20 protein-coding genes and 1 pseudogene are annotated in these 24,944 nt (G+C 75.2%); 6 read left to right on the plus strand and 15 right to left on the minus strand.

Annotation, left to right across the window (positions count from 1 at the left end):
• Window positions 1–107 precede the first annotated feature (107 nt).
• Entirely contained in the window at window positions 108–1,574 is a 1,467-nt protein-coding gene (locus PGN05_RS13215; RefSeq protein WP_419753013.1) for an MDR family MFS transporter, read from the plus strand.
• Here the strand turns inward: PGN05_RS13215 and PGN05_RS13220 are convergent.
• From PGN05_RS13220 to PGN05_RS13240, 5 genes are all read right to left on the minus strand, one after another.
• Window positions 1,544–3,067: a mannitol dehydrogenase family protein gene (locus tag PGN05_RS13220; RefSeq protein WP_419753014.1), complete on the minus strand. Its 1,524-nt coding sequence runs from the start codon at window positions 3,065–3,067 to the stop codon at window positions 1,544–1,546. The two genes, PGN05_RS13215 and PGN05_RS13220, sit on opposite strands and share 31 nt — an antisense overlap.
• Window positions 3,068–3,161: 94 nt before the next feature.
• Window positions 3,162–4,268 (minus strand): acetate/propionate family kinase, encoded by a 1,107-nt coding sequence (locus PGN05_RS13225; RefSeq protein WP_419753015.1) that lies wholly within the window; start codon window positions 4,266–4,268, stop codon window positions 3,162–3,164.
• The gene (locus tag PGN05_RS13230; protein WP_419753016.1) at window positions 4,265–6,703 is read right to left on the minus strand and encodes a phosphoketolase; all 2,439 of its coding nucleotides are present in this window, start codon (window positions 6,701–6,703) and stop codon (window positions 4,265–4,267) included. Before PGN05_RS13230 ends, PGN05_RS13225 begins: the two co-directional genes overlap by 4 nt.
• 54 nt (window positions 6,704–6,757) lie before the next feature.
• A complete protein-coding gene (locus PGN05_RS13235) occupies window positions 6,758–8,233 on the minus strand; it encodes a purine-cytosine permease family protein (protein WP_419753017.1) in 1,476 nt (491 codons plus the stop codon).
• A gap of 201 nt (window positions 8,234–8,434) precedes the next feature.
• Window positions 8,435–10,969: an HAD-IC family P-type ATPase gene (locus PGN05_RS13240; RefSeq protein ID WP_419753018.1), complete on the minus strand. Its 2,535-nt coding sequence runs from the start codon at window positions 10,967–10,969 to the stop codon at window positions 8,435–8,437.
• 89 nt (window positions 10,970–11,058) lie between these two features.
• On the opposite strand from PGN05_RS13240, the gene PGN05_RS13245 reads away from it, so the two are divergent.
• Window positions 11,059–11,556, plus strand: a complete 498-nt coding sequence (locus PGN05_RS13245) for a hypothetical protein (protein ID WP_419753019.1) — start codon at window positions 11,059–11,061, stop codon at window positions 11,554–11,556.
• A gap of 21 nt (window positions 11,557–11,577) precedes the next feature.
• Here the strand turns inward: PGN05_RS13245 and PGN05_RS13250 are convergent, their stop codons facing one another.
• Window positions 11,578–12,558 (minus strand): patatin-like phospholipase family protein, encoded by a 981-nt coding sequence (locus PGN05_RS13250; RefSeq protein ID WP_419753020.1) that lies wholly within the window; start codon window positions 12,556–12,558, stop codon window positions 11,578–11,580.
• Between PGN05_RS13250 and PGN05_RS13255 the strand changes: the two are divergent.
• Together PGN05_RS13255 and PGN05_RS13260 are read left to right on the plus strand one after the other, a co-directional pair.
• A pseudogene (locus PGN05_RS13255) lies at window positions 12,557–13,213 on the plus strand (alpha/beta fold hydrolase); the annotation flags it as partial. The gene PGN05_RS13250 and the pseudogene PGN05_RS13255 sit on opposite strands and share 2 nt — an antisense overlap.
• Window positions 13,209–13,496, plus strand: coding sequence for an alpha/beta fold hydrolase (locus tag PGN05_RS13260; protein ID WP_419753052.1), 288 nt, complete (start codon window positions 13,209–13,211; stop codon window positions 13,494–13,496). The pseudogene PGN05_RS13255 and the gene PGN05_RS13260, both read left to right, overlap by 5 nt.
• Before the next feature lie 24 nt (window positions 13,497–13,520).
• Here PGN05_RS13260 and PGN05_RS13265 read toward each other — a convergent pair whose 3' ends face one another.
• The 7 genes from PGN05_RS13265 to PGN05_RS13295 form a co-directional block, all read right to left on the minus strand.
• Window positions 13,521–14,537 carry an SDR family oxidoreductase gene (locus tag PGN05_RS13265; RefSeq protein ID WP_419753021.1) on the minus strand — a complete coding sequence of 339 codons (1,017 nt, stop codon included), beginning with the start codon at window positions 14,535–14,537 and terminating at the stop codon, window positions 13,521–13,523.
• A gap of 68 nt (window positions 14,538–14,605) precedes the next feature.
• Window positions 14,606–15,547 (minus strand): NAD(P)-dependent oxidoreductase, encoded by a 942-nt coding sequence (locus PGN05_RS13270; protein ID WP_419753022.1) that lies wholly within the window; start codon window positions 15,545–15,547, stop codon window positions 14,606–14,608.
• Window positions 15,548–15,649: 102 nt separating this feature from the next.
• Window positions 15,650–16,603, minus strand: coding sequence for a C-terminal binding protein (locus tag PGN05_RS13275; RefSeq protein ID WP_419753023.1), 954 nt, complete (start codon window positions 16,601–16,603; stop codon window positions 15,650–15,652).
• A 10-nt stretch (window positions 16,604–16,613) separates the two neighbouring features.
• A complete protein-coding gene (locus PGN05_RS13280; protein WP_419753024.1) occupies window positions 16,614–17,501 on the minus strand; it encodes a dihydrodipicolinate synthase family protein in 888 nt (295 codons plus the stop codon).
• 5 nt (window positions 17,502–17,506) lie between these two features.
• Window positions 17,507–18,463, minus strand: coding sequence for a sugar kinase (locus PGN05_RS13285; RefSeq protein WP_419753025.1), 957 nt, complete (start codon window positions 18,461–18,463; stop codon window positions 17,507–17,509).
• A 4-nt stretch (window positions 18,464–18,467) separates the two neighbouring features.
• The gene (locus PGN05_RS13290; RefSeq protein ID WP_419753026.1) at window positions 18,468–19,910 is read right to left on the minus strand and encodes an Nramp family divalent metal transporter; all 1,443 of its coding nucleotides are present in this window, start codon (window positions 19,908–19,910) and stop codon (window positions 18,468–18,470) included.
• 101 nt (window positions 19,911–20,011) lie between these two features.
• On the minus strand, window positions 20,012–21,298 hold the full coding sequence (locus PGN05_RS13295; RefSeq protein ID WP_419753027.1) for an alpha-hydroxy acid oxidase: 1,287 nt from the start codon (window positions 21,296–21,298) through the stop codon (window positions 20,012–20,014).
• Between the two features lie 115 nt (window positions 21,299–21,413).
• Between PGN05_RS13295 and PGN05_RS13300 the strand changes: the two genes are divergently transcribed.
• Together PGN05_RS13300 and PGN05_RS13305 are read left to right on the plus strand one after the other, a co-directional pair.
• Entirely contained in the window at window positions 21,414–22,028 is a 615-nt protein-coding gene (locus PGN05_RS13300) for an ArsR/SmtB family transcription factor (protein ID WP_419753028.1), read from the plus strand.
• The gene (locus tag PGN05_RS13305; RefSeq protein WP_419753029.1) at window positions 22,025–22,840 is read left to right on the plus strand and encodes an SRPBCC family protein; all 816 of its coding nucleotides are present in this window, start codon (window positions 22,025–22,027) and stop codon (window positions 22,838–22,840) included. The genes PGN05_RS13300 and PGN05_RS13305 overlap by 4 nt, the downstream gene beginning before the upstream one ends.
• Window positions 22,841–22,873: 33 nt before the next feature.
• Here the strand turns inward: PGN05_RS13305 and PGN05_RS13310 are convergent, their stop codons facing one another.
• Window positions 22,874–23,530 (minus strand): response regulator, encoded by a 657-nt coding sequence (locus PGN05_RS13310; RefSeq protein ID WP_419753030.1) that lies wholly within the window; start codon window positions 23,528–23,530, stop codon window positions 22,874–22,876.
• On the minus strand, window positions 23,527–24,810 hold the full coding sequence (locus PGN05_RS13315; RefSeq protein WP_419753031.1) for a sensor domain-containing protein: 1,284 nt from the start codon (window positions 24,808–24,810) through the stop codon (window positions 23,527–23,529). Before PGN05_RS13315 ends, PGN05_RS13310 begins: the two co-directional genes overlap by 4 nt.
• Between the last annotated feature and the right edge of the window lie 134 nt (window positions 24,811–24,944).

The raw sequence follows: 24,944 nt of genomic DNA on the forward strand, positions 1-24,944 counted from the left end.
GACCCGGCCCAGCGACGTGCCGGGCCCACGGACGGCCCCTGCCGCACCCGGCTGCCCGGCCCTGATCCCGGCAGGCGGCGACCGGCCCGGCCGCTAACCTGGGACCAGTGAGCGGAGGGCAGGCGGCAGCGTCGTCGGGTGTCGGTTTCCGTTCCGAGCGTGGCCCGGTCCTCATCGGGATCATGCTGTCCACGGCGCTGGTGGCGATCGACGCGACGATCATCGCCACGGCCGTCCCGTCCATCGTGGGCAGCCTCGGCGGGTTCGCCGAGTTCCCGTGGCTGTTCTCGGTGTACCTGCTCGCGCAGGCGGTGACCGTGCCGGTCTACGGGAAGCTGGCCGACGTCTTCGGGCGCAAGCCGGTGATGCTGCTGGGCATCGGCCTGTTCCTCGTCGGCTCGGTCCTCTGCGGTCTGGCGTGGAGCATGGGCGCGCTCATCGCGTTCCGGGCGGTGCAGGGGCTGGGCGCCGGGGCGATCCAGCCGATGTCGATGACGATCGCCGGCGACCTGTACACGCTCGAGGAGCGGGCGAAGATCCAGGGCTACCTGGGCAGCGTCTGGGCCATCTCCTCGGTGGTCGGCCCGACGCTCGGCGGGGTCTTCGCCGAGTACGTCAGCTGGCGGTGGATCTTCTTCGTCAACATCCCGCTCTGCCTGGTCGCCGCGGCCGCGATCGGGCTGCGGTTCTCCGAGCGCGTCGACCGGCGCCGTCCGCGGATCGACCACGCGGGTGCCGCGACGCTCACCGTCGCGCTGACGCTGCTGATCCTGGGCCTGCTCGAGGGCGGCCAGGCCTGGGCGTGGGGCTCGCTGCCGAGCATCGCCGTCCTCGGTTCCGGCGCCGTCCTGCTCGCGGTGTTCGTCATGATCGAGCGCCGGGCGGCCGATCCCGTCGTCCCGCTGCGGCTGCTGCGGCGCCGGCTGCTCGTGACCACCAACATCGTCGCGGCCTGCGTCGGCGCCGTCCTGCTCGGCCTGACCACGTACGTGCCGACGTTCGCCCAGGACGCGCTGGGCACCGGCCCGCTGGTCGCCGGGTTCGCGCTGGCGGCCCTCACCATCGGGTGGCCGGTGTCGGCCGCGCTGTCCGGCCGGGTCTACCTCCGCATCGGCATCCGGTACACCGCGCTCGTCGGCGCCGCCGTCATCGTCGTCGGCGCGGCGCTGCTGCTCCTGCTCGACGAGTCCTCGAGCGTCCTCACCGTCGGGGCTCTCGCCTTCGTGATCGGCCTCGGTATGGGCTTCACCGCGGCGCCGACGCTCATCGCCGCACAGGCCGCGGTCCAGTGGCAGGAGCGCGGCGTCGTCACCGGCCTGAACATGTTCTTCCGCTCCGCCGGCAGCGCGGTCGGGGTCGCCGTCTTCGGCGCGATCGTCAACGCCAGCCTCGGCCGGGCGGGCGTGGAGGGCGACCGGGTGACGCCCGAGGCGCTCACCACGGCGGTGCACCTCGTGTTCCTGGGGACGGTGATGCTGGCCGTGGTCATGCTGGCCGGGGTCCTGCTCATGCCGGGCGACCGGCGCCGGGCGCGGACGCCGACTCAGGAGCCGGCCGAGGTCGCGGCCGGCTGACCGGCCCCGCCGTCCCGGCGTCCGCTCAGCAGGGCCGCCACCGTCGCGCGGGTGCCGTGCCGGTGCAGGGAGTCGAGGACCGCCCGGTACCGGGTGGTGACGCGGTCGTCGTCGACCAGGTCCCCGAACACGTCCCGGTCGGCCAGGAAGGCCAGCGGCTCCGCCGCCTGGACCCGCGCGCGCTCGGCCAGCTCCGCGCCGCGCGGGTCGACCAGCTCCACCGGGGACCCCCCGTCGTCGGTGCCCTCCGCCGACCGCGCCCAGCCGGCCAGCACGGCCACCGACCGGCGGATCTCCCGCCCGGCCGCCAGGTTGGCGCGGAGCACCGGCAGGAGGAACTGCGGGATGCGGTCGGAGGCGTTCTCGCACACCCGGGCCAGGGTGTCGCCGACGTGGGGGTTGGCGAAGCGCCCGATCAGGTCCGCCTTGTACCGCCGCAGGTCCACACCCGGGACCGGCGCGAGGGTCGGCGTCGCCTCCTCGTCGAGGTACCCGAGGAGGAACTCGCGGAAGAGGGGGTCCTGGCAGGCCTCGTGCACGTACTCGTGGCCGGCCAGCCGGCCGAGGTGGCCGAGGACCTGGTGGCCGGCGTTGAGCAGCCGCAGCTTCATCAGCTCGTAGGGGGCGACGTCGGCCACCATCTGCACCCCGACGTCCTCGAGCGGCGGGCGCCCCGCGGGGAAGGAGTCCTCCAGGACCCACTGGGTGTAGGGCTCGCAGACCACCGGCCAGAGGTCCTCGACGCCGAACCGGCGGCTGACCTCGGCCCGGTCGGCCTCGGTGGTCGACGGCGTGATCCGGTCGACCATCGAGTTCGGGAACGCCACCTCCGCGGCCACCCACTCGCCCAGTGCGGGGTCCCGGAGGGCGGCGAAGGCGGCGAAGCTGCGCCGGGCCAGGTCCCCGTTGCCGGGGATGTTGTCACAGGACACCACGGTGAACGGCGGCAGCCCGCGCCGGCGGCGGCGGACCAGCGCCTCGGTGACCAGCCCGAACGTCGTCCGCGGCGCGGCGCCGGGCCGCAGGTCGGCGACCACGTCCGGCGCCGCCGCGTCGAACTCCCCGGTGACCGCCGAGGCGTTGTAGCCGCCCTCGGTCACGGTGAGCGACACGATCCGGGTCTGCTCCGCCGCCATCTTCTCGACGACCGCGTCGGGGTCCTCCGGCGCGAACAGGTACTCCACGACCGAGCCGACGACCCGGGCGTCGAGGAACCCGTCGGGGTGCTTGACGACGAGGGTGTAGAGGCAGTCCTGCGCCCGCATGACCTCCTGCATCCGGCGGTCGGAGGGCAGGACGCCGACCCCGCAGATGCCCCAGTCCTGCGCCTGGCCCGCCTCCAGCAGCCGGTCCAGGTACATCGCCTGGTGCGAGCGGTGGAACCCGCCGACGCCGAGGTGCACGATCCCCGTGCGGACGGCGGCCCGCTCGTAGCGCGGCGTCCACACCGACGGATCGAGCGAGGGCAGCGTCGAGGCGCCGAGGCCCACCATCTGGACTCCTCCCGAGCGGGTGGACCCCGCCGCGCGGGGAACAGCACCGCCCGGTCCCTACCCGCCCTGGCGCCGCCCGCACACCGGGCGACGCTCAGCCCGCCGTTCCGGGCAGCGCCGCCAGCACCTGACGACGGATCTCCCGGTCCTCCCGCGCGGTCACCACCACGGTGCGCGCCGCCGAGCCGGGCGCGCTGATCTCGGCGTCGCCGGTGGCTGCCCGGTTGGCCGCCGGATCGAGAGCCACGCCGAGGTGCGCCAGACCGGCGCCCAGGGCCTCGCGGACCTGCCAGGCGTGCTCCCCCACTCCCCCGGTGAGCACCAGCAGGTCCAGCCCGGACGTCGCGGCCGTCATGGCCGCCGCCTCCCGGACCAGGCGGTGCAGGTAGACGTCGAGGGCCAGGGCGCAGGCGGGGTCGCCGGAGTCCCGGCCGGCCAGGACCTCGCGCAGGTCTCCGGAGGTGCCCGAGAGGCCCCTGAGCCCGGCGTCGTGCTCGAGGACGTCGGCCAGCTCCTCGCGGGGCACCTCCCCGTGCTCGAGCAGCCACAGCAGCAGCCCCGGGTCGAGCGTGCCGGGGCGGGTGTTCATCACCAGCCCGGCCAGCGGGGTGAACCCCATCGTGGTGTCCACCGACCGGCCCTGCCGGACCGCGGCGAGGGAGGCGCCGGCCCCCAGGTGGCAGGTGACGATGCGCAGGTCCTCCGGGGGTCGCCCGAGCAGCTCGGCACCGCGCCGGACGGCGTGCGCGTGGGAGAGCCCGTGGAAGCCGTAGCGGCGTAGCCCCCACCGCGCGTTCCACTCCCGGGGCACCGCGTAGGTCCGCGCGGCGGGCGGCAGCGTGGCGTGGAAGGCGGTGTCGAAGCAGGCGACGGCCGGGACGTCCCCGAGCAGGTCGCGGACCGCGCGGATGCCCGCGAGCGCGCGGGGCTGGTGCAGCGGCGCCAGGTGGCTGATCGAGTACAGGTAGGCCACCAGCAGGTCGTCGACCGGCGCCGGTGCGGTGTGCCGGGGTCCGCCGTGCACCACGCGGTGCCCGACGGCGTCGACCGGACCGCAGCGCCCGAGGAACTCCGCCAGCGGCTCGAGGTGGCCGGCGCCCTGCCAGCGCTCGACGGTCGTGGCCGCGGCCGGCTCGCCGTCGTCCGGCAGCAGCGAGAGCTTGAGGCTGCTGGAGCCGGCGTTGACGACCAGCAGCCTCACGCCGACTCCGGCTCCACGAGCGGCCCGGGCGCGCGGGTGACCGGGCCCCCGGCCCCGGACCACTGCCAGTCGCGGATCTCGGGCAGGTCGATGCCGTGGGTGCGCACGTACTGCCGGTGCTCGATCAGCTTGCCCACCAGCGCCTCGCGGGCGTGCGCCGCGGTCGCCCGCAGCCGCGGGATCAGGTCGATGGCGGCGATCGCCAGGTCGAACCGGTCGATCCGGTTCATCACGCAGATGTCGAACGGCGTGGTCGTCGTCCCCTCCTCGACGTAGCCGCGGACGTGGAGGTTGTGGTGGTTGGTCCGCCGGTAGGTCAGCCGGTGGATCAGCCACGGGTAGCCGTGGTAGGCGAAGACCACCGGCCGGTCCGTGGTGAACAGCGAGTCGAACGCCGCGTCGGACAGCCCGTGCGGGTGCTGCCGCTCGTCCTGCAGGCGCATGAGGTCGACGACGTTGACCACCCGGATCCGCAGGTCCGGGAACCACCCGCGGAGGAGCTCCACGGCGGCGAGGGTCTCCATGGTGGGGACGTCGCCCGCGCAGGCCATGACGACGTCGGGTTCGGCGCCGGCGTCGGTGCTGGCCCAGGTCCAGATGCCGATGCCCTTGGTGGCGTGCACCACCGCCGACGGCATGTCGAGGTACTGCAGCGCCGGCTGCTTGCCCGCGACGATGACGTTGACGTACTGCCGGCTGCGCAGGCAGTGGTCGGCGACCGACAGCAACGTGTTCGCGTCCGGCGGCAGGTAGACGCGGATGACGTCGGCCTTCTTGTTCACCACGTGGTCGATGAACCCCGGGTCCTGGTGGGAGAACCCGTTGTGGTCCTGCCGCCAGACGTGCGAGGTGAGCAGGTAGTTCAGCGAGGCGACCGGTTGCCGCCACGGGATGCCGTTGGTGGTCTTCAGCCACTTGGCGTGCTGGTTGACCATCGAGTCGACGATGTGGATGAACGCCTCGTAGCAGGAGAAGAACCCGTGCCGGCCGGTGAGCAGGTAGCCCTCCAGCCACCCCTGGCAGGTGTGCTCGGACAGGATCTCCATGACCCGGCCGTCCGGGGCCAGGTGGTCGTCGCCGGGGAGGCGCTCGGCCATCCACGCCCGGTCGGTGACCTCGAGGACGGCACCCAGCCGGTTGGAGTTGTTCTCGTCCGGCGCGAACACGCGGAAGGTGCTCGGGTTGTGGCGCACGACCTCGCGCAGGAAGGTGCCGAGCACGCGGGTGGCCTCCACCGCGCCGGTCCCGGGCTCGGTCACCTCGACGGCGGAGTCGCGGAAGTCGGGCATGCGCAGCGGCTGGAGCAGCGCGCCGCCGTTGGCGTGCGGGCTCGCGCTCATCCGCCGGTCGCCCGCCGGGTGCAGGTCCCGGACGGCGGGCACCGGCGCCCCGTCGGCGTCGAAGAGCTCCTCGGGCCGGTAGCTGCGCAGCCACGTCTCGAGGACCCGCCGGTGCCCGCCGTCGTCGCGGGCGTTGCTGAACGGCACCTGGTGGGAGCGCCACGACCCCTCGACCTGCAGGCCGTCGACCTCGGCCGGACCGGTCCAGCCCTTGGGCGAGCGCAGCACGATCATCGGCCAGCGCGGCCGCTCGACGACGCCGTCCACCCGGGCGCGGCGCTGGATGGCGGCGATCCGGTCCAGGCAGCGGTCCAGCGCGGCGGCGAGGTCCCGGTGCATCTGCGCCGGGTCGGAGCCCTCGACGACGTGCGGCTCGTGCCCGTACCCGCGCAGGAGGTCGTCGAGCTCGTCGCGCCCGATGCGGGCCAGCACCGTCGGGTTGGCGATCTTGTAGCCGTTGAGGTGCAGGATCGGGAGGACCGCACCGTCCCGGGCGGGGTCGACGAACTTGGTGGAGTGCCAGCTCGTGGCCAGCGGCCCGGTCTCCGCCTCGCCGTCCCCGACCACCGCGGCGACGACCAGGCCCGGGTTGTCGAAGGCGGCGCCGTACGCGTGCGACAGCGCGTAGCCCAGTTCCCCGCCCTCGTGGATCGACCCGGGCGTCTCCGGCGCGACGTGGCTGGGGATCCCGCCGGGGAAGGAGAACTGGGTGAACAGCCGCCGCATCCCGGCCTCGTCCTGCGAGACCTCGGAGTACACCTCGCTGTAGGTGCCCTCCAGCCAGGCCGCCGCGACCGGTCCGGGCCCCCCGTGCCCGGGGCCCATCACGTACATCGCCTCCAGCCCCCGCGCGGCGATGACCCGGTTGAGGTGCGCGTAGACGAGGTTCAGCCCCGGCGTCGTGCCCCAGTGCCCCAGCAGCCGCGGCTTGACGTGCTCCGGGCGCAGCGGCTCCCGCAGCAGCGGGTTGCCCATCAGGTAGATCTGCCCGACCGAGAGGTAGTTGGCCGCCCGCCACCAGGCGTCGAGAGCCTGCACCTCCGCCTCGTCGATCGGGGCCGCCGAGGTCGTCGCCTGCTCGGTGGGTGCGGTCATGCGGGTCTCCTCGAGCGTCGTGGGGCCGCCTGGTCCGGTCGACCGTGCCGCGGCTCAGTCGCGACGGGGCCGGGGAGCGGGGGCGGCCGCCGGGTCAGGCGCCTGCTCGGCGGTGGCCGCGTCGCGCTGCCGCGGGATCGGCGCGGGGGCCGGCCGGTGCCGCGCGGCGCGCGGCCGCAGCAGCGCGTAGAGGACGAACGCCAGCACCAGGCCCGCCGCGAGGGTGAGGTCGCCGACGCCGGGGAACGCGCGCGGCACCGGCCCGACGTACGCGGCCTGGTTGCTGAACAGCGCGACCGACGTGACCGCGGCGACCACCATCGCCACCGGCCCGGCCCAGTTCCGGTAGTGCCGGTCCGTGTAGGGGCCCAGGTCGTCGGCCGGGCGGGGCGCCAGCAGCCGGTCGGCGAGGACCACCCCGATCCAGGGCGCGGTCCAGTAGGACACGATGAGCAGGAAGTTGCTGAACCCGTTGACGTCGCGCAGGACCAGCATCCCGATGCCGAGGGCCAGCAGGCCCATGACCAGGGCGATGATCGCCCGCCCGAACGCGGTGGGCAGCTTGATGCCCATGGCGGCCAGGGACAGCGAGCTGGAGTAGAGGTTCAGCGAGTTGGCCGACAGGGCGCCGACGAAGACGCCGAAGAGGGTCACCTCGCCGAGCCAGCCGGGCATCAGCGAGACGTAGGAGGCGACCGGGTCCTCGTCGTTCCACTCCCGGATCCCGACCGCGGTCACCGCGGCCGCCCCCGCGATCTGCAGCACCGTCGCGGACGTGAAGTTGCCGAGCGCGGCGAAGAGCCCGGCGCGGGCGTGCTGCTCGGGCCGCAGGTAGCGCGCGTAGTCCGCCCCGCAGGTGCACCAGCCGCCGGTGAGCCCGAAGGCCGAGCTGGCGATGATCCAGAAGGCCCCGGGGACCGGCTCGCCCACGACGTCCGGACGGGTCTCGGTCAGGACGACGACGATGCCCGCGGCGAAGATGACCGTGAGGATCGGGAAGGTGAACCGCTCGAACAGCTGGACCACGTTGTGCCCGAAGAAGGCGATGCCGAGGGTGATGATCATCGCCAGGACCAGGCACAGGTAGGGGCTCAGCCCGGTCAGCGTCGAGAAGGCCAGCGCGCCGCTGATGCTGTTGACCGCCAGCCAGCCCAGGCCGCCGAGGAAGGCGTTGAGGCCCGCCGGCAGCAGGTTGCCCCGGAACCCGAACGCCTTGCGCCCCAGGGCCATCTGCCCCAGGCCGCTCGGTGGCCCCCACGAGGTGAGGACGCCGTGGAAGAGGGCCCCGAGTGCGTTGCCCAGGACGATCGCGGCGACGGCGGTCCAGAAGGACAGGCCGAAGACCAGGACGGCGAGGACGCCGACGAACACGGTCGCGAACTCCATGTTCGGCGAGGTCCATATCCACGCCTGCTGGTGCGGCTTGCCGTGCCGCTCGGAGAGCGGGATGGGCTCGGCACCTCCGGGCTCGACCGCGGTCAGCTTGCTGCCGTAGTCGCGCTGGAGGTCGTCGACGGGGGCGGTCGCCATGGGCACCTCTCGGGTGCGGATCGGCCGGATGCGCTCGGCGCCGGCTGCGGGCGGGTCGGGTACCTCGGCGCACCACGGGCGCACCACACGGCTCCGGAGCCCTCGGCCCCCCGGCGGATCCCCGCTCCGGTTCGCAGCGCCGACCCAGGCTAGGGCCTCCGCAGCGCTGCGTCACCGGTCACGTGCGGCGGCCGCGGCCGGTCAGTGCGCGGACGGCTCCTGGAGCTGCCGCAGCCCGAGCGCCCGGTCGAGCAGCCGGAAGCGGTAGGCCGCGGTCAGGCAGAGGAACCACAGCACCAGCGCCGGCAGCACGGTCATGACGACCGGGTCGGCGGCGTCGGTGAGCCCGAAGTAGGTGGTGAACGCGGGGAGGAACAGCCCGGCGGTGAACACGGCGACGAGCGCGACGACCAGCAGGGCCGGCCGCCGGTCCCCGTCGGGGCCGGTCCAGGACGCGAAGAGCCGGTGTGGGGGCTTGAGGAACAGGATGAGCAGGAAGGCGGCGTACGACACGAACGTGGACAGCGCCGTCTGGGCCCCGATGGTGGCGGCGGCCTCGGGGAAGCCGACGTCGTCGGAGGAGAGCCCGGTGTAGCTCTCGAAGGCGGCCAGCACGCCGTCGGGGACGTCGGGCCCGCTCAGGCCCTCGCTGAGGAACGTGTAGTGGTAGGCGTAGAGGCCGACGCCTCCGGCTGCGGTGAGCAGGGCGGCCGGGACGACGAACCGGCCGAGCGTGCCGAGCAGGTCCTGGTCCGGTGCGACCGGGCGCGCCCACAGGGTCAGGAACAGGGTCGGGACGCCGACGGTGAGCAGGGTCAGCCCGACCTGGGCCGGCGAGTACGGGAAGCCCAGGCCCAGCATGGTGACGGCGAGGATCACCAGTCCCTGGGTCCCCACGCGGGCGAGGAAGACCTGCATGGAGGTCGCGATGCCGCCGATGATGCGGCGGCCCTCGTGCCGGGCCGGCACCAGGGCGGCCAGGGAGTCGTCGGTCAGCACGATGTCGGCCACGTCGCGGGTGACGGCGCTGCCGCTGCGCATGGCGACGCCGACGTGGGCGGCCTTGAGCGCGCGGGCGTCGTTGACCCCGTCGCCGAGCATCGCGACGTAGCGGCCCTGCCGGCGCAGCGCGGCGACCAGCCGTTCCTTCTGCTCCGGCGCGACGCGGCCGAACACGGTGGTCCGGTCGACGAGCGCGTCCAGCTCCGGGTCACCGAGGTCGTCGAGGTCGGCGCCGGCCACCGGAGCCCCGCCGTCCAGCCCCGCCTGCCGGGCGAGCGCGGCGACCGTGTGGGGGTCGTCGCCGGAGACCACCTTGACCGCGACCCCGTCGGCACGGAACGCCTCGATCGTCTCGCGCACCTGCGGCCGGAGCTCGTCGGCGAGGGCCACCACGGCCAGCGGCTCGAGCGCGGGCAGCCGCGGCCGTCCGCCGTTCCGCAGCGAAGCCCGGGGGTCGAGCGCGCGGGCGACGATGAGCACCCGCAGCCCCTGCGCCGTCCGCTCGCCCACGACGCCGGCGAGGGGCTCGCCGGACAGGTGCGGCGCCAGGGCGTCGGGAGCACCGAGCACGACGACGCCCTCGTCGGTGCGCAGCGCGCTCCACCGCAGGGACGAGGAGAACGGGATCTCCTCCCGCACCTGCCAGGGCTCCCCGGGGAGCGCGCCGGCCAGCGCGGTGGTGGTCAGGTTGGGCGCCGCCGCGCTGCGCGCCAGCGAGCCGACCAGCCGCCCGACGTCGTCGGCCGAGGGGCCGAGCGGCACCAGCTCGGCCAGGCTCAGCCGGCCGGTGGTCAGGGTGCCGGTCTTGTCGGTGCAGACCACGTCGACGTTGCTCATCGACTCCACCGCGTTCACCTGTTGGACCAGTGCACCCTGGCCGGCGCTCTTCGCCGCACCGACGGAGTAGGCCACCGCCACCAGCAGGAACAGCCCGTAGGGCACCAGGCCGGAGAGCACCGCGGTGGTCTGCACGACCCGCACGAGGGAGAGGCCCTCCAGCGCGGCCTGCAGCAGGATGGCGCCGCTCATCAGGACCACCAGGCAGATGACCAGCCGGACCACGAAACCGATCCGCCGCTGCAGCGGGGTGGCGTCCGTGGACCCGCGGCGGGCGTCGGCGGTCAGCCGGCTGGCGTAGCTGGCGGCGCCGACGTCCCGGGCCAGCTGCCGGCCCTCGCCGGCGACGCAGAAGCTGCCGGACAGCAGGTCGTCCCCGGCCTCCTTCGGCTGCGGATCGGACTCGCCGGTGAGCAGGGACTCGTCGGCCTCGATGCGGCCGCCGGCGAGCACCGGGCCGTCGACGACGACCTGGTCGCCGGGGCGCACGTGCAGCACGTCCCCGCGGACCACCTCCTCGGGGAGCACCTCGACGTCCCGGCCGTCGCGGACCACGGTGACGCGGCCGCGGGAGAGCAGCTGCAACCGGTCGAGCTTGCGCTTGGCCCGGATCTCCTGCACGGCGCTGATCGCCGCGTTCACCAGGCCGAGCCCGACGCTGACCACCGCGTCGTTGACCCGGCCCAGCGCCAGCAGCGCGACGCCGATGGTGAACAGGATCAGGTTGAAGAACGAGAAGACGTTGGTGCGCAGGATCTGCCCGTAGCCGCGCGAGGACCGGCTGACGGCGACGTTGCCCTCCCCGCGCCGGTGCCGGGCCTCGGCCTCCCGCTGGGACAGTCCCTCCGGCGCGCCGGGGCCCGCGCCGAGCTCCGCGCCCCTCGCCTCGACGTCCATCGGGCTCACTGTCCTCCCGGGGACCTCCCCCGGCAGCCCGGCGCCGGGGAGGCCCGCGGCCGGGCGCGGGACGTGCAGGATGGCCCGCCATGAGCGGCTACCTGGCCGGGTCGTGGTCGGACTTCTCCGTGGCGGTCGTCGGGGCCTCCGCCGCGCTGACCGGACTGCTGTTCGTCGCCGTCTCGATCAACATCGAGCAGATCCTGGCGACCGGTGCGCTGGCCGCACGGGCGCTCTGCACGATGCTGCTCTTCGTCGTCCCGTTGGTGGTCGGCGTCCTGCTGCTGGTGCCGGGGCAGTCGCCGTCGGCGCTGGGGGTGGAGCTCATCGCCACGGGGGTCGTCGCCGGGACCGGGCTGCTGCGGGTCAACCGGCCCGCCAACCGGGGGGACCTCGAGCCGCCGCTGAGCTGGCTGCTCATCCGGCTCGGTCCGAGCCTGGCGGTCCCGGCCTCGCTGGTGGGCGGTGGGACCAGCCTGCTCGCCGGGGCGGGCGGCGGCCTGTACTGGGTCGTGCCCGCGATGGTCGCGGCCTTCCTCGGTGGGCTGGCGACCGTGTGGGTCCTGCTGGTGGAGATCCGCCGCTGACCGGACGGGGCTCCGGCGCGATCAGCGGCCCCCCGCCTCCGCGGCCCGCCGGACGAGCGGCGCGACCGCCGGTGACGCCGCGCGGGCGCCGGCCGCGAGGAAGGACTGCTGGAGGACCTCGTTCAGCCGCTGCCGGCTCATCATGTCGTTGCCCATCACCCGCTGCTCGGCCGCTCCCGGGGTGAAGACCAGGGTCTCGACGCCCGTCGCCCGCAGCGCCCGCACCTCACGCCGGAGCAGGCGGGCCGAGTGCCGGCGGGACGCGGCGTAGATGTCGGGCCGGGTTCCGGCCGGACCGCTCATCGGCGAGACGACGACGACCAGGTCCAGTCCCTGGTCGCGGAGGATCGCGGCGTTGGTCGGTGAGTGCACGCCCCCGTCGACGTAGGCGTGCCCGTCGATGCCGACGGGGGCGAAGTACCCGGGCACCGCGCAGGACGCCGCGACCGCCAGGTGGATCGGCGCCTCGGGCCCACCGGGCCGGCCGAACACGACGCGACGCCCGTCGCGCCGGCGGACCGCGCAGATCCACAGCGGTGGCTGGGGCCAGCCCGGCTGCTCCAGCTCGCGGAGGGCGGCGAGCTGTTCGACGATGTCGTGCCGCCCGGGCGCCACCAGGGCCATGCCCGCGGCCAGTGGCCGGAACTGCCACGGCCGGGTCAGCGCCCGCTGCACCATGTGCCGTCCCGGCACGCGCAGCGGGCGGCGCAGCAGGTGCAGCGGGTTGAAGGGGGCCAGCTCGGGCACGGGGGTGTCGGCCATCTGGCGGAGCACGTCCTCGTCGCCGGACAGCGGGGCCTTCACCGTCCAGGCGGCGAGGTCCTCGGCCGAGACACCGAGCCGCAGGAGCGTGCCGGTGATCGAGCCGGCCGAGGTGCCGACGACCATGTCCGCGGTGCGCGCGTCGAAGCCGAAGTCGTGCTGCAGGACCGCCAGGACGCCCGCGTGGTACGCCTGACCGACGACGCCCCCGGCGCCCAGCACCAAGCCGACCCTGGTCATGGGCCGAGTCTGCCGGGTGCGCCCGGGCGGGGCAGGACTCCGGGCGGCACGGGCAGCTCCGCCGGCAGCGCCCCGACCCGGGCTCGACCGGCGCGACCGTGCGGGGTCACGTTCAATCGACCGGGTGGAGGGGTCGACGGGTGCTCCCGCGCTGTCCGTGCACCGCGAGGGCAGCGGCCCCGCGCTGCTGCTGCTCCCCGGGCTGGGGAGCACCGTGGCGGAGTTCCGGGCGGTCCTGCCCCAGCTCGCCCGGCGCTTCGACGTGCTGGCCGTCGACCTCCCCGGCCAGGGTCGCTCGCCGGCCCTGCCGGCCGCGGTCCGGCCGGACGTCGGCGCGCTGACCGACGCCGTCGAGCAGGAGCTCGACCGGCGCGGGGTCGCGGTGCCGCACGTGCTGGGCGTCTCCCTGGGCGGCCGCATCGGTCTGGAGCTGGCCCGCCGGCAGCGGGCCCGGTCGGTGGTCGCCATCGCCCCGACCGGGCCGCTGACCCCGCCGGAGCGGGCGTGCCAGGTCGCGCTGCTGGCCGCCGCCCGGCTCGGTTTCCGCGCCCTGGCCCCGATCGCCGACCCGCTGCTGCGCCCGGCCGTCCTCCGCACCGCAGCCCTGGGTGCTGCGGTCACGGGGGTGGCGGACACCGGCCGCGGAGGCGGTGGACCTGGTCCGCGGGTTCGCGGAGGCGCCGGCCTTCTGGCGGCTGCTCCGCTCCGCCGTCCTGCCCGAGGTCACCGTGGACTACGGGAGCGTGACGTGCCCGGTCCGCATCGCGCAGGGCACCTCCGACGTTCTCGTCCTCAGCCAGGCGGCATGGCTGCGGGTCCTGGTCCCGGGCGCGCGGTTCCGCGTCCTGCCCCTCGCCGGGCACAGCGCGATCGCCGACGTCCCCCAGCGGGTCCTCCGGCTGGTCGAGGAGGCGGCGGACGCCGCCGGTCGCCGGTGACCCGCCGGGCGGCCCGGCGCCGGGTCAGCGGAGCAGGGGCTTGAGCACCGACCCCGCCAGCGCGAGCGCGTCGGCCGCGAGCGGGATCCGGCCGACCAGCGGCAGGCGCTGCAGGGACGTGTAGAGGCTGCGCGACCAGGCGCTGGCGTCGAACCCGTCGTGGGCGGTGTCGTACCGGTCCAGCGGGGCGAACAGGTTGTCCGGGGCGTCGGCCGGCTTCGGCTGCCCCGTGTCGTGGGCCTCGAAGCCGAACCGGACCATGAGCGCGTCGACCAGGCGGGGGGCGAGCTTCTCGCCGAGGATCAGCGCCTTCGCCGACCCGCCGACGACGAGGTCGCGCACCGGGTGCTGCGCGGCGTACAGGACGGCGTCCACCACGATCTCGGGCTGGTAGATCGGCGGCGGCGCCACCGGCTTGACGCCGATCTTGGTCCGGGCCTGGTCGAACAGCGGCGTGTTGATCGTCGCCGGCATGACGTTGGTGACGCTGACCGGCAGCTGCGCGCGGCGCACCTCCGTCCGCAGCGTCTCGACGAACCCGTCGATGCCGTGCTTGGACGCGCAGTAGGCGGTCTGCAGCGGCACGCCGCGCTTGGCCCCCATCGACGAGATGCAGATCAGCGCGCCGCCCTGCTGCTCGAGGTGCGGGAGGGCGGCCATCGCGCCGTGGACCTGGCCCATGAGGTTCACGTCGATGACGCGCTGGAACTCCTCCGGCGTCGTCTCCGCGAAGGGGGCGACGAGCAGGACCGCGGCGGCGTGCACCCACGTGTCCAGGCGGCCGTACTCGGTCACCGCGCGCTGGGCCACCCGCCGCATCTGGGCGGGGTCGGTGACGTCGGCGACCTCAGCGCAGGCCGCCCCGCCGGCGGCCCGGATCTCCTCGACCAGCGACCGGAGGCCGGCCTCGCCCCGGGCGGAGACGACGACCCTCGCCCCCTCCTGGGCCAGGCGGGCGGCGGTCGCGCGGCCGATCCCGCTCGACGCGCCCATCACGACGACGACCTGTTCCCGTACTGGCTTCAACTGCGGCTGCGGCATCCCTCCCCTCTACCCGGCGGGTGGGCGCCGACCGGCGTGTCGGCCGGATGTGGTGGGCCGCACGACCCTCAGCGGGGGACGACGTTGCGCAGCTCCCGGCCGGCGAGCAGCGCCGCCACGTTGGCGGAGACCAGCTCGTCGGCGCCCACCGGCCGCCCGCCCGCCGCGTGCGGGGTGAGGAGCAGGTTCGGTGCGTCCCACAGCGGCGAGTCGGGCGGGAGCGGCTCGGTGGCGGTCACGTCGAGCGCCGCGCCCGCGAGGCGACGCTCGGTCAGCGCCGCGGTGAGCGCGGCCTCGTCGACCGTGGACCCGCGGCCCACGTTGACCACGTACGCCTGCGCCGGCAGCGCGGCCAGGCGGGCGGCGTCCAGGGCCCGCTCGGTGCCGTCCGTCGAGGGCAGGATCACGACGAGGACGTCGGTGCGCGCGAGCTCGGCGTCCAGGTCCTCCTCCGTGACGACGGGGAACCCGGCGCGCTCCCCCGCGCTGCGCGCCACGCCGCGGACCTGCGCGCCCAGCAGGCGCAGCATCGGCGCGAGGGTCTGGCCGATCGCGCCGAAGCCCCAGACGAGCACGCGGGCGTCGATCAGGGTGGTCACCCGGCCCGCCGGGTGCAGCGGCTGGAGGCCGCCCAGCTCGCGGGCCCAGCGGTGCTCGGCCTGCGCCCGCGCCGCGGCCGGCAGCCGGCGCACCAGCGACAGGACCAGCGCGAGGGCGTGCTCGGCGACCGTCGCGCTGTGCAGGCCCGCGCCGGAGGTCACGACGACCTCCGCGGGGAACCCCGCGCCGAGCACGGCGTCCGGTCCGGCCGCCAGCGTCTGCACCCACCGCAGGCGCGGCATCCGGCCGGCGACCGCCGCGAGGTCGGCACCCGAGCTGCCCCACACGACCAGCGCCTCGGCGTCCAGGTGCTCGTCGGGCACGGGCGCCGAGGCGTCGTAGGCGACCGCGACGACCTCCCCGGGCAGGTCGGGCTGGAGCGGGAGCGAGTCGGGCAGCAGCAACTTCACCGCGGGTGCACCTCCGGGTCGAGGGGTCGACGGCGCGGCGCGCCGGCGGGCACAGCCTGCCGTCCCTGGACACCGGCCGCCGCCGCGGGGGCCTGCCCGGCGTCAGCGCCCCTCCACCACGACATGGGTCGGCCGGCCGGTCCGCGCCCAGTCGACGACGTTCTGGGCCGCCTTGCGCCGCAGCTCCTCCTCGGCCTGCCGGGAGTACCAGGCGACGTGCGGGGTGACCAGCGCGCGCGGGTGGCGGAGCAGCGGGGAGTCCGGGGGCGGTGGCTCCTCGGGCAGCACGTCGAGCGCGACGCCGCCGAGCCGGCCGGACTCGAGCGCGGCCAGGACGGCGTCGGGATCGACCAGCCCGCCGCGCGCGGTGTTGACCAGCACCGCGCCCCGGGGCAGCCGCGCCAGCAGGTCGGCGCCCACCAGGCCGCGCGTCTCCTCGGTCAGGGGCAGGTGCAGGGTCACGGCGTCGCTGCGGGCGAACAGGTCGGCCAGCGACGTCCGCTCCACGCCCGGCGGCCAGGCGTCGTCGGGCAGGTGCGGGTCGTACCCGACGCACGCCCCGAACCAGGGCGCCGCCCGCTCCACGGTCATCCGCCCGATGCGGCCGAGCCCGACTCCCCCGAGGGTCAGGTCGCCCGGGCGCCGCAGCTCTCCCCCGAGGGTGTAGTCCCACCGGCCGGCCCGGACCTCGCGGTCGTGCCCGGTCAGGTTGCGCAGCAGCGCCAACAGCATCGCGACCGCGTGCAGGGCGACCTCGGTGGTGCCGTAGTCGGGGACGTGGCACACCCACACCCCGCGCACCCGGGCGGCGTCGAGGTCGACGCCGTCGACGCCGACGCCGTACCGGCTCACCAACCGCAGCTGCGGCAGCGCCTCCAGCACCTCCGCGGGAACGGGCGCGTACTGCACGAGCAGCGCGTCGGCGCCGCGGGCCGCCGCGATCACGTCCTGCGGGGTGCGGCACTGCGCGCGGACCAGCTCGTGGCCGGCGACGGTCAGGACGCCGGCCTCGATGTCGAGGGACGTGTACTCCGCGTCGGTCACCACCACCCGCACGCGGCCCTCCTCAGCGGTCGCGGGGGACGGGCCCGGCGGTGGCGCGCGCGGCCGCACCGGCGGCGTCGAAGGACGACGGCACCGGTGCCAGCGGGGGCCGCACGGTGCCCATCGGGGTGCCGTGGCGCTGCTCGGCGAGGCGCTTGAGCACCCCGGCCGAGCTGTGCTCCTTGGTCATGGCCCGGACCGCCTGCAGGTGTCCCGACAGCTCCGCCGCCTCGTCGGCCCGGCCGGCGCGCACGTGCTCGTAGAGCGCGACCACCTGCTCGGGGATGACGTTGGCCAGGGCGGAGATCGCGCCCTCCGCGGTCGGCAGCCGAGCCGGGAGGTCGTCCTCGCTGCCGAGGAGCACCCCCTTCCCCGCGTCGCGGACGGCCTGCGCGTAGCCGGCCTCGCCCCCGGAGTCCTTGACGCCCCACACCGCCAGGGCGGTCACCAGGTCGAGCGGCAGGGGAACGGCGTACTTGGGGATGTGGTAGAGCGCGACGGGGTGGCGGGTGGCGGCCAGGACCCGCTCGTAGAACGGGCGCAACCCGTCGGTCCCCACGGGCTTGAAGTAGTACGGCGGCAGCACCATCACCGCCCGGACCGGCAGGTCGTCGAGGGCGGCCAGCAGGTCCAGGGTGTCCGGCAGGTTCCCCTCGGCGACGGCCGGCACGACCTGCAGCGACCCGGCCTCGGCGACGAGCGCCTCCACCACCGTGCGCTTCTCGTGCGGAGCGACCGAGGGGCCCTCGCCGTTGGTGCCGAAGGGGACGAGGCCGGTGACACCGGTGGTGGCGAGCCACCGCGCGTGTGCGAGGTAGGCGTCGACGTCGATGCTGTACCGGTCGTCGTCGCGGAACGGCGTCACGTTCGCGACGTAGACGCCCTGCAGGACGTCCGCGGGCCCGGCCATGCCGGTCACCTCCCGAGGTCGACGGTCTGGTCGAGGAGAGCGGTGAGCTCCCGGCGGCTGGGGAGCCCCTCGTAGTCACCGAGGCTCTGCACGCAGAAGGCGCCCATCCCGTTGGCGGTGCGCAGCCGCTCGCCCGGGTCCTGCCCCCACAGCGTGGCGGCGAGGTACCCGGCGGCGAACGCGTCACCCGCGCCGATGGGGTCGAGCTGCCGGACCGGGAAGCCCGGCGAGGTCAGCCGCTCGCCGTCCACCACGGCTGTGCAGCCGCGGGCGCCGAGCTTGACGACGACCTCTCGGGGGCCGGCGTCCGGGAACCGCTCGAGGCAGCTCTGCGGGTCCCGGCCCCAGAGCGCCGCGGCCTCCTCGTCCCCCACGAGCAGGACGTCGACCGAGGGCAGCAGCGCCTCCGTGGCGGCGCGCGCGGCTGCGGGCTCCCACAGCCGGCTGCGGTAGTTCACGTCGTAGCTGACCCGGACACCGGCCTCGGCGGCGGTCCGGGCCGCCCAGGCCAGGAACTCGGCGCACTCGGGCGACAGGGCCGCGGTGATGCCGGTCAGGTGCAGGAACGCCGCGCCCTCGAGGACCGATGCGTCGAAGGCCCCCGGGGCCAGCGTCGAGGCGGCCGAGCCGCGGCGGAGGTAGTGCACCCGCAGGGCCCCGGCGACCTCCTCCCGCAGGTAGAGCCCGGTCGGCCGGTCGGGCACCCGGCGCACGGCGGCGGTGTCGACCCCCTCGGCCCGCACCCGGTGCAGGACCAGCTCGCCGAGCTCGTCGTCGCCGAGGGCGCTCACCCAGCTCGCCGGGATCCCGAGCCGGGACAGCCCGATGGCGACGTTGCTCTCCGCGCCGCCGATGGACAGCACCACGCCGGTCGCGTGCCGGAGCCGGCCCGGCGACGACGGCACGACCAGCACCATCGTCTCCCCCGCGGTCACCACCCGTCCCGGCGCCCCCGCGGCCACGCGCTCACCCGCCGAACAGCGTGCGCAGCTGCTCGTTGAAGGTCAGCACGGACAGGAACCCGAAGAGCAGGAACGACCACACCAGCGCCGCCACCCGCACGCCGCCCGGCCGGATCTCCCGCGGCAGCACCCGCCGGTTGACCAGCAGCAGCAGCGCCGAGTAGATGAACATCATCAGCCCGCCGGTCACCGCCGCGATGACCAGCAGGACCAGCGGCTGGTCCAGCCCGGCGAGCAGCACGATGCAGCCGATGGCGACCAGGCCCCAGACGAGCGCGAAGTAGATCTTGCTCTCGTTCGTGTTCTTCAGGTACGCGGTCTTGAGGACGTCGGCACCGAGCCGGCTGGTGTAGTCGACGATGCCCAGCGCGGCCGCGAACAGCGAGATCGCACCGATGACCCAGAAGAACGTGCCGAACCAGCCGCCCACGGTGTCGTTGAGCACGTTCCCCTCGACCTCGAGGAACGAGATGTCGCTGGCCAGCCCCTCCTCGCCGAACACGGTCGAGTAGGCCAGCAGCGAGGTGAACAGGATGGTCAGGAAGCTGATCGCGACGAAGGTGGTCAGCTGCTCGGTGTTGGCCAGCTTCCACCAGCGCCGCCACCGGCCGAGGTTCTCCGGCGTCGGCTCGAACACGTACCCCGTCGACGGCGCGGCCTCCGGGTGGCCGGTGACCGGGCTGACGATCCGCGGCACGTAGGCGCCCATGCCGAAGCGCTTGTCCCGGATCCAGTTGCTCTGGCACAGGTTCTGCCCGCCGCCGGCCCCGGCGAAGGCCAGCGCCCCCAGCAGCAGCGCGAAGCCGAGCTCCTCGTGCGGCAGGCCGGCCTCGGTGACGATGTCCGGCACGTCGGCCCACGCCGAGGCGTCGATGGCGAAGAAGCAGGCGACGATGATCAGGACCAGGACGGCGACGACCTTGAACATCTCGATCTTCTCGAGCGCCTGGTACACGACCGGGGCCATCGTCAGGGTGATCCCGATCAGCAGCAGCATGCCGATGGCGATCGGGACGACGCTCCCGCCGAACAGGTAGGTCACCAGGGTGGCCGAGCTCGTCGCCCACCCCGGCCAGATGTTGGCGAAGTAGGCGAGGACCGCGAAGACCAGCCCCCAGTGCCGCCAGTACCGGCTGAAGCCGGTGAGCGCGGTCTCGCCGGTGGCGAGGGTGTAGCGCTCGATCTCCATGTTGAGGAAGTACTGGGTGGCCAGGCCGACGAAGGCGGCCCAGACGAAGACCAGCCCCACCTGGGAGGCGATGTAGGGGTAGAGGATGAACTCGCCACTGGCCATGCCGACGCCGGCGGCGATGATCCCCGGCCCGACGACGTGCCGGAAGCCCGGCGCTTCGGGCAGGTCGCGCACCGACGGCGCAGGCAGGTACTTGGTCGGGAACAGGTCGGTGACCGAGGCCGGGCGTCCTGCGGACGGGCGGGTCGTGGTCATGGCGTCCCCCTGGGATGAGGGTGACTGTGCCGGACCCCGTCATTCCCGCACGTCCGGCGCGGTGCGGCAACCGCAGCAAGGCCCGTTGCGGGATCGGACGGTCAGGCGGGCACGCCGGGGTGGTCGCCGCCGCCGTGCGGGCGGAACGCGACGTGCTGCCGGCCGAGGTCCGCGCTGCGGCGGACCCCGAGCAGCTGCATGCAGCGCTGGTACTCCTCGGCGAGGATCTCGCAGGCCCGCAGGACGCCGTCCTGACCGCCGGCCATGAGGCCGTAGAGGTACGCGCGGCCGATCATCGCCGCGTCGGCACCGAGCGCCCGGGCGGCCACGATGTCCTGCCCGTGCAGGATGCCGCCGTCGATGAGCACGGTCGCGTCCGCGCCGACCGCCTGCCGGATGGCGGGCAGGACGTCGAGGGTCGCGGCGGAGCGGTCCAGCTGGCGGCCGCCGTGGTTGGAGACGACGACGCCGTCGGCCCCGCGCGCCATGATCCGGCGGGCGGAGTCGGGCGTGGTCACCCCCTTGACCAGCAGGGGGCCGCGCCAGCGCCGGCGCACCCAGTCCAGCGCGGTCAGGTCCATGCCGGGGTCGAACATCAGGCTCGCGACCTCGCCCGGGGTGGGGTTCCCCTGCACCGCGCTACCGAGGACGGCGAAGGTGATGCCGGGCGTCGTCAGCTTGGCGAGCAGCCAGCCGGGGAAGCGGGCCATGTCGACCACGGTCCGGGCGGTCAGCGTCGGCGGGATCGTCAGGCCGTTGACCACGTCGCGCAGGCGCATGCCGGAGACCGCGGTGTCGACGGTGAGCAGCAGGGTGGAGTACCCGGCGTCCTCGGCCTGCGCGAGGAGCTCCTCGTTGACCCGGGGATCGGCGGTGAGGAACAGCTGGAACCACAGGTCGGCGCCGGGTGCGGCGGCCCGGACGTCGGGGATCGAGGTGGACCCGACCGTGGAGAGGGTGTACGGGATGCCGACGTGCCCGGCCACGCGGGCGACGGCGGCCTCGCCGTGGTGGTGCATCATCCGCGTGTAGCCGGTCGGCGCCAGGACCAGCGGCAGCGCGATGCGCCGGCCCAGGAGGTCGACGCCGGGATCCGGGTCGGCGACGGAGCTCAGCGCGTCGGGGCAGAAGGTCACCCGCCGGTAGGCCGCGACGTTGCGCGCCGCGGTGATCTCCTCCTCCGCGGCGCCGTCGACGTAGTCGAAGACGGCTCGTGGGGTGGTGCGCGTGGCGGCCCTCCGCAGGTCCCGCACGGTGAGCGCCGCGTTCAGCCGGCGTTCTGTCGGACGGAGCCGGGGGCGCCGGAACCGCACGAGCTCGCGCAGCTCGGCCGGCCTCGGGAGCTGGCGCGCCGTCGAGATCGGCGCGAGCGGGACCCTGCGTCGCACGGGACGTCCCCTCTCGGGAGGGCTGCTCGGTCGGTGCCGCGAGCGAACGCCGCCGGTCACACCCCCCGCAACTCCGACCCTTGACAGCTTTGTCTGTCAAAGCCACGGTGGAGCCGTGGAGGCGGTAGACGTGATCAGCGACCCGGCGGCTGCGGCCGTGGCGCTCGAGCCCGTGCGTGCCCGGCTGCTGGCCGAGCTCCGCACCCCGGCGTCGGCGGCGGCACTCGCCGAGCGGGTCGGGCTCAGCCGCCAGAAGGTCAACTACCACCTGCGCAAGCTGGAGGACCACGGCCTGGTCGAGCCGGCCGGGACACGGCGGTGGGGCGGCCTCACCGAGCGGCTGCTGGTCGCCACGGCCGCTGGGTACCTGGTGTCCCCCGGCGCCCTCGGCGACGCGGCGGCCGACTCCCGGCGGGTGCGCGACCGCCTGTCGGCCGCCTACCTCCTCGCCCTCGCGGGGCGGCTGCTCCGCGAGGTCGGGGGGATGGCGGCCGGCGCACGGCGGGCCGGCGCACCGCTGCCGGTCCTCGCCCTGGACGCCGACGTCCGGTTCGCCTCCCCCGGCGACCGTGCCGCCTTCGCCGACGAGCTCGCGGCGACGGTCACCCGCCTGGTCGCCCGCTACCACGACGAGGCCGCCGCCGCGGGCCGCTGGCACCGCGTCCTCGTCGGCGTGCACCCCGTTCCCGCCGACGTCCCCGTCGGTACGCCCATCGAGGAGGACGCGTGACCCGCTACGACCCCGACGAACCCACCGCCCGCGTCTCCGCGCACGAGGTCGAGGTCCCCGGCGCCCCGGAGGACGTGTGGCGGGCCATCGCCACCGGACCGGGCATCGGCACCTGGTTCGTGCCCGCCGAGGTCGAGGAGCGGGAGGGCGGCCGGATCGTGACCCACCACGGGCCGTTCGGGAACTCCGAGGGGGTCGTCACCGCCTGGGAGCCGCCGCACCGCTTCGCCTACGAGGAGCGCGACTGGGATCCCGACCACCCCGACGCGCCGCCGTGGGCCACCGAGCTGCTCGTCGAGGCGCGGCACGGCGGCACGTGCGTCGTCCGGCTGGTCAGCGGCTTCTTCGCCGACGGCGCGGGCTGGGAGGAGCACCTCGAGGGCACCGACGAGGGATGGCGGGGCGCGCTGGGCTGCCTGCGCCTCGCGTTGACGCACTTCCCGGGACAGCGGGCCACCCAGCTGCTCGTCTTCGGCGCCGTCGCCGACCGCTCGCCCGACGACGTCGCCCGCGAGCTGCTCACCTCCCTCGGCCTGGCCGCCGCCACGGTGGGCGACCGGGTGGAGCTGGACGCCGGCGCACCCCCCACCACGGGCACGGTCGTCGACGTCGCCCCCCGCACCGTCACCCTGCACGTCGAGCGGCCCTCTCCCGGCGTCCTCGAGATCGGGACGTTCGACTACGGCGGCACGACGGTCGCGGTGCGCGGGCCCCTGTTCGGGGATGGCGGAGCCGGGGCGGCCGACCGGGAGGCCCCGCGCTGGACGACCTGGCTCGGCGGGCACCTGCCCGGCTTCACCCCGATGGCCTGACGCGCTCACATTGCCGCGCTCAGAGGGCCGTGCTCAGAGGGCCATGAACCCGCTCTCGTACGCCGCGATGACGGCCTGCGTGCGGTCGCGGGCACCCAGCTTGAGCAGCACGCTGCTGACGTGTGTCTTGACCGTCTCGCGGCTCAGGTACAGCTCGGTGGCGATCTCGGCGTTGGACCGGCCGGCGGCGACCAGCCGCAGCACGTCCGCCTCGCGCCCGGTCAGCTCGGGCAGCGCGGCGGCGCCGCGCAGCCGGGCGGGCACGTGCGCGGCGATCAGCCGCCGGGTGAGGTCGGGCAGCACGAGTGACGTGCCCCGCGCGACGACGCGGATCGCGTCGACCAGCTCGTCGGGGTCCGAGCGCTTGAGCGCGAACCCGCTGGCGCCGGCCTGGAGCGACCGGAACAGGTAGTCGTCGTCCTCGAACGTGGTCAGCACCAGCACGCGCGGCCGCTGCGGATCCCGGGCCACCAGGGCGGCGGTGGCCGCGATGCCGTCCATGTCGGGCATCCGCACGTCCATCAGGACGACGTCCGGATCCGTGCGGGCCGCCACCTCCAGCGCCTGGCGGCCGGTGCCGGCGTCGCCCACCACGGTGAGGTCCGGCTCGCTCTCGAGGATCACCCGCAGGCCGGAGCGGACCAGGACGTCGTCGTCGACCAGCAGCAGGCGCAGGCCGTTCGGCGTCACGCGGTCCCGGCCACGGGGAGGGTGACGCACAGCTCGAACCCGCCGGAGGGTGTGGGCTGGGCGCTCAGCGTGCCGCCGGCGGCGGCCGCGCGCTCCCGCAGCCCGGCCAGGCCGCGCCCGCCTCCGGGCCCGGGCCGGCTGTCCAGCTGCGAGGCCCGCTCGTTGCACACCCGGACGACCAGGGTGTCCTCGCCGCGCGCGACCTGGGCCACGGTGAGCGGGCAGCCGGCGTGGCGCAGCACGTTGGTGGTGCCCTCCTGGACGACGCGGTAGGCCAGCTCCTGCAGCGTCGCGGGCACCTCCTCGACGTCGCCGTCCACCACCAGGGCGACCGGCAGCCCGCCGTCGCGCAGGCCGGCCAGCAGGTCGTCGAGGTCGGCCAGCCCGGGCGGCGCGAACGGTGTCGGGGACCCCGGGCCGCCCTCGGTGCGCAGCACGCTGAGCACCCGGTCCAGCTCGGAGAGCGCGGTGCGGGTGTTGGTCTCGATGTGCTCGAGCGCCTGCCGGGCGAAGTCCGCCTGCACGGGACGGTCCCCGGCCGGGACGAGGGTGCGCCGCGCCGCGGTGGCCTGCAGGAGGCTGGCGGTCAGCGCGTGCCCGATCGTGTCGTGCAGGTCGCGGGCCAGCCGGTTGCGGTCGGCCAGCCGCCGGGAGCTCTGCTGCAGCTCGGCGATGCGCTGCTCCGCGGCCGACCCGAGCAGCAGCGGTGCCGCCGCGGCGGCCAGGCGGACCAGCAGCTCCAGCACCACCAGGGTCAGGCCCACGACCGCCGCCATGAGCGCCAGCAGCGGCACCGCGGTGAGCACGTTCCAGTCCGTGGCCCAGCCCAGGGCGACGAAGGCGACGGCGCCGAAGAACACGGTGGCCAGCGTGGCGGCGCCGATCAGGACGCGCGCGCCCAGCCACCCCAGCGCCCGCCAGGTGCTGGCGTCGAGCACCAGGCGCAGAACCCGGCGGATGACGCCGCGCTGGTCGCGCACCCGCACGCCGTCGGGGATGGCGACGCCGAGCAGCCCGCGCGCCAGCCGGCGTTCGAGGCCGGCGAACCCGCGGGCGACGGCGAGCACCAGCAGGACCAGCAGCACGCCGACGCCGTAGACCACCGCGACGACCGAGCCGAACAGGCCGAGGAACAGGGCCAGGTAGAGCGCCCCCAGGGGCAGGCCGGCCAGGGCGTACAGCGCGCGGCGGCGCCAGCCGGGGCGGGCGGCGGCCAGCAAGGCCCGCACCCGGCGCAGGGGCTGCCCGGGCGGGCCGGGGAGGGGCGTCGTCCAGGTCATGGCCCGATCCTCGCCGTCCCGTGCGCCGGGCGGCTCCCCCGCGCGTGCCTCGTCCTCCTCCCCCGCGCGGGGGAGCCAGGTCGGCGCTGTGGGGTGACGCGGACCGGGGACCGGTCCCGACACGCTCGGTGCCA

It is taken from the genome of Geodermatophilus sp. CPCC 206100 (assembly GCF_048569675.1).
In the GTDB taxonomy this organism is placed as follows: Bacteria; Actinomycetota; Actinomycetes; order Mycobacteriales; family Geodermatophilaceae; genus Geodermatophilus.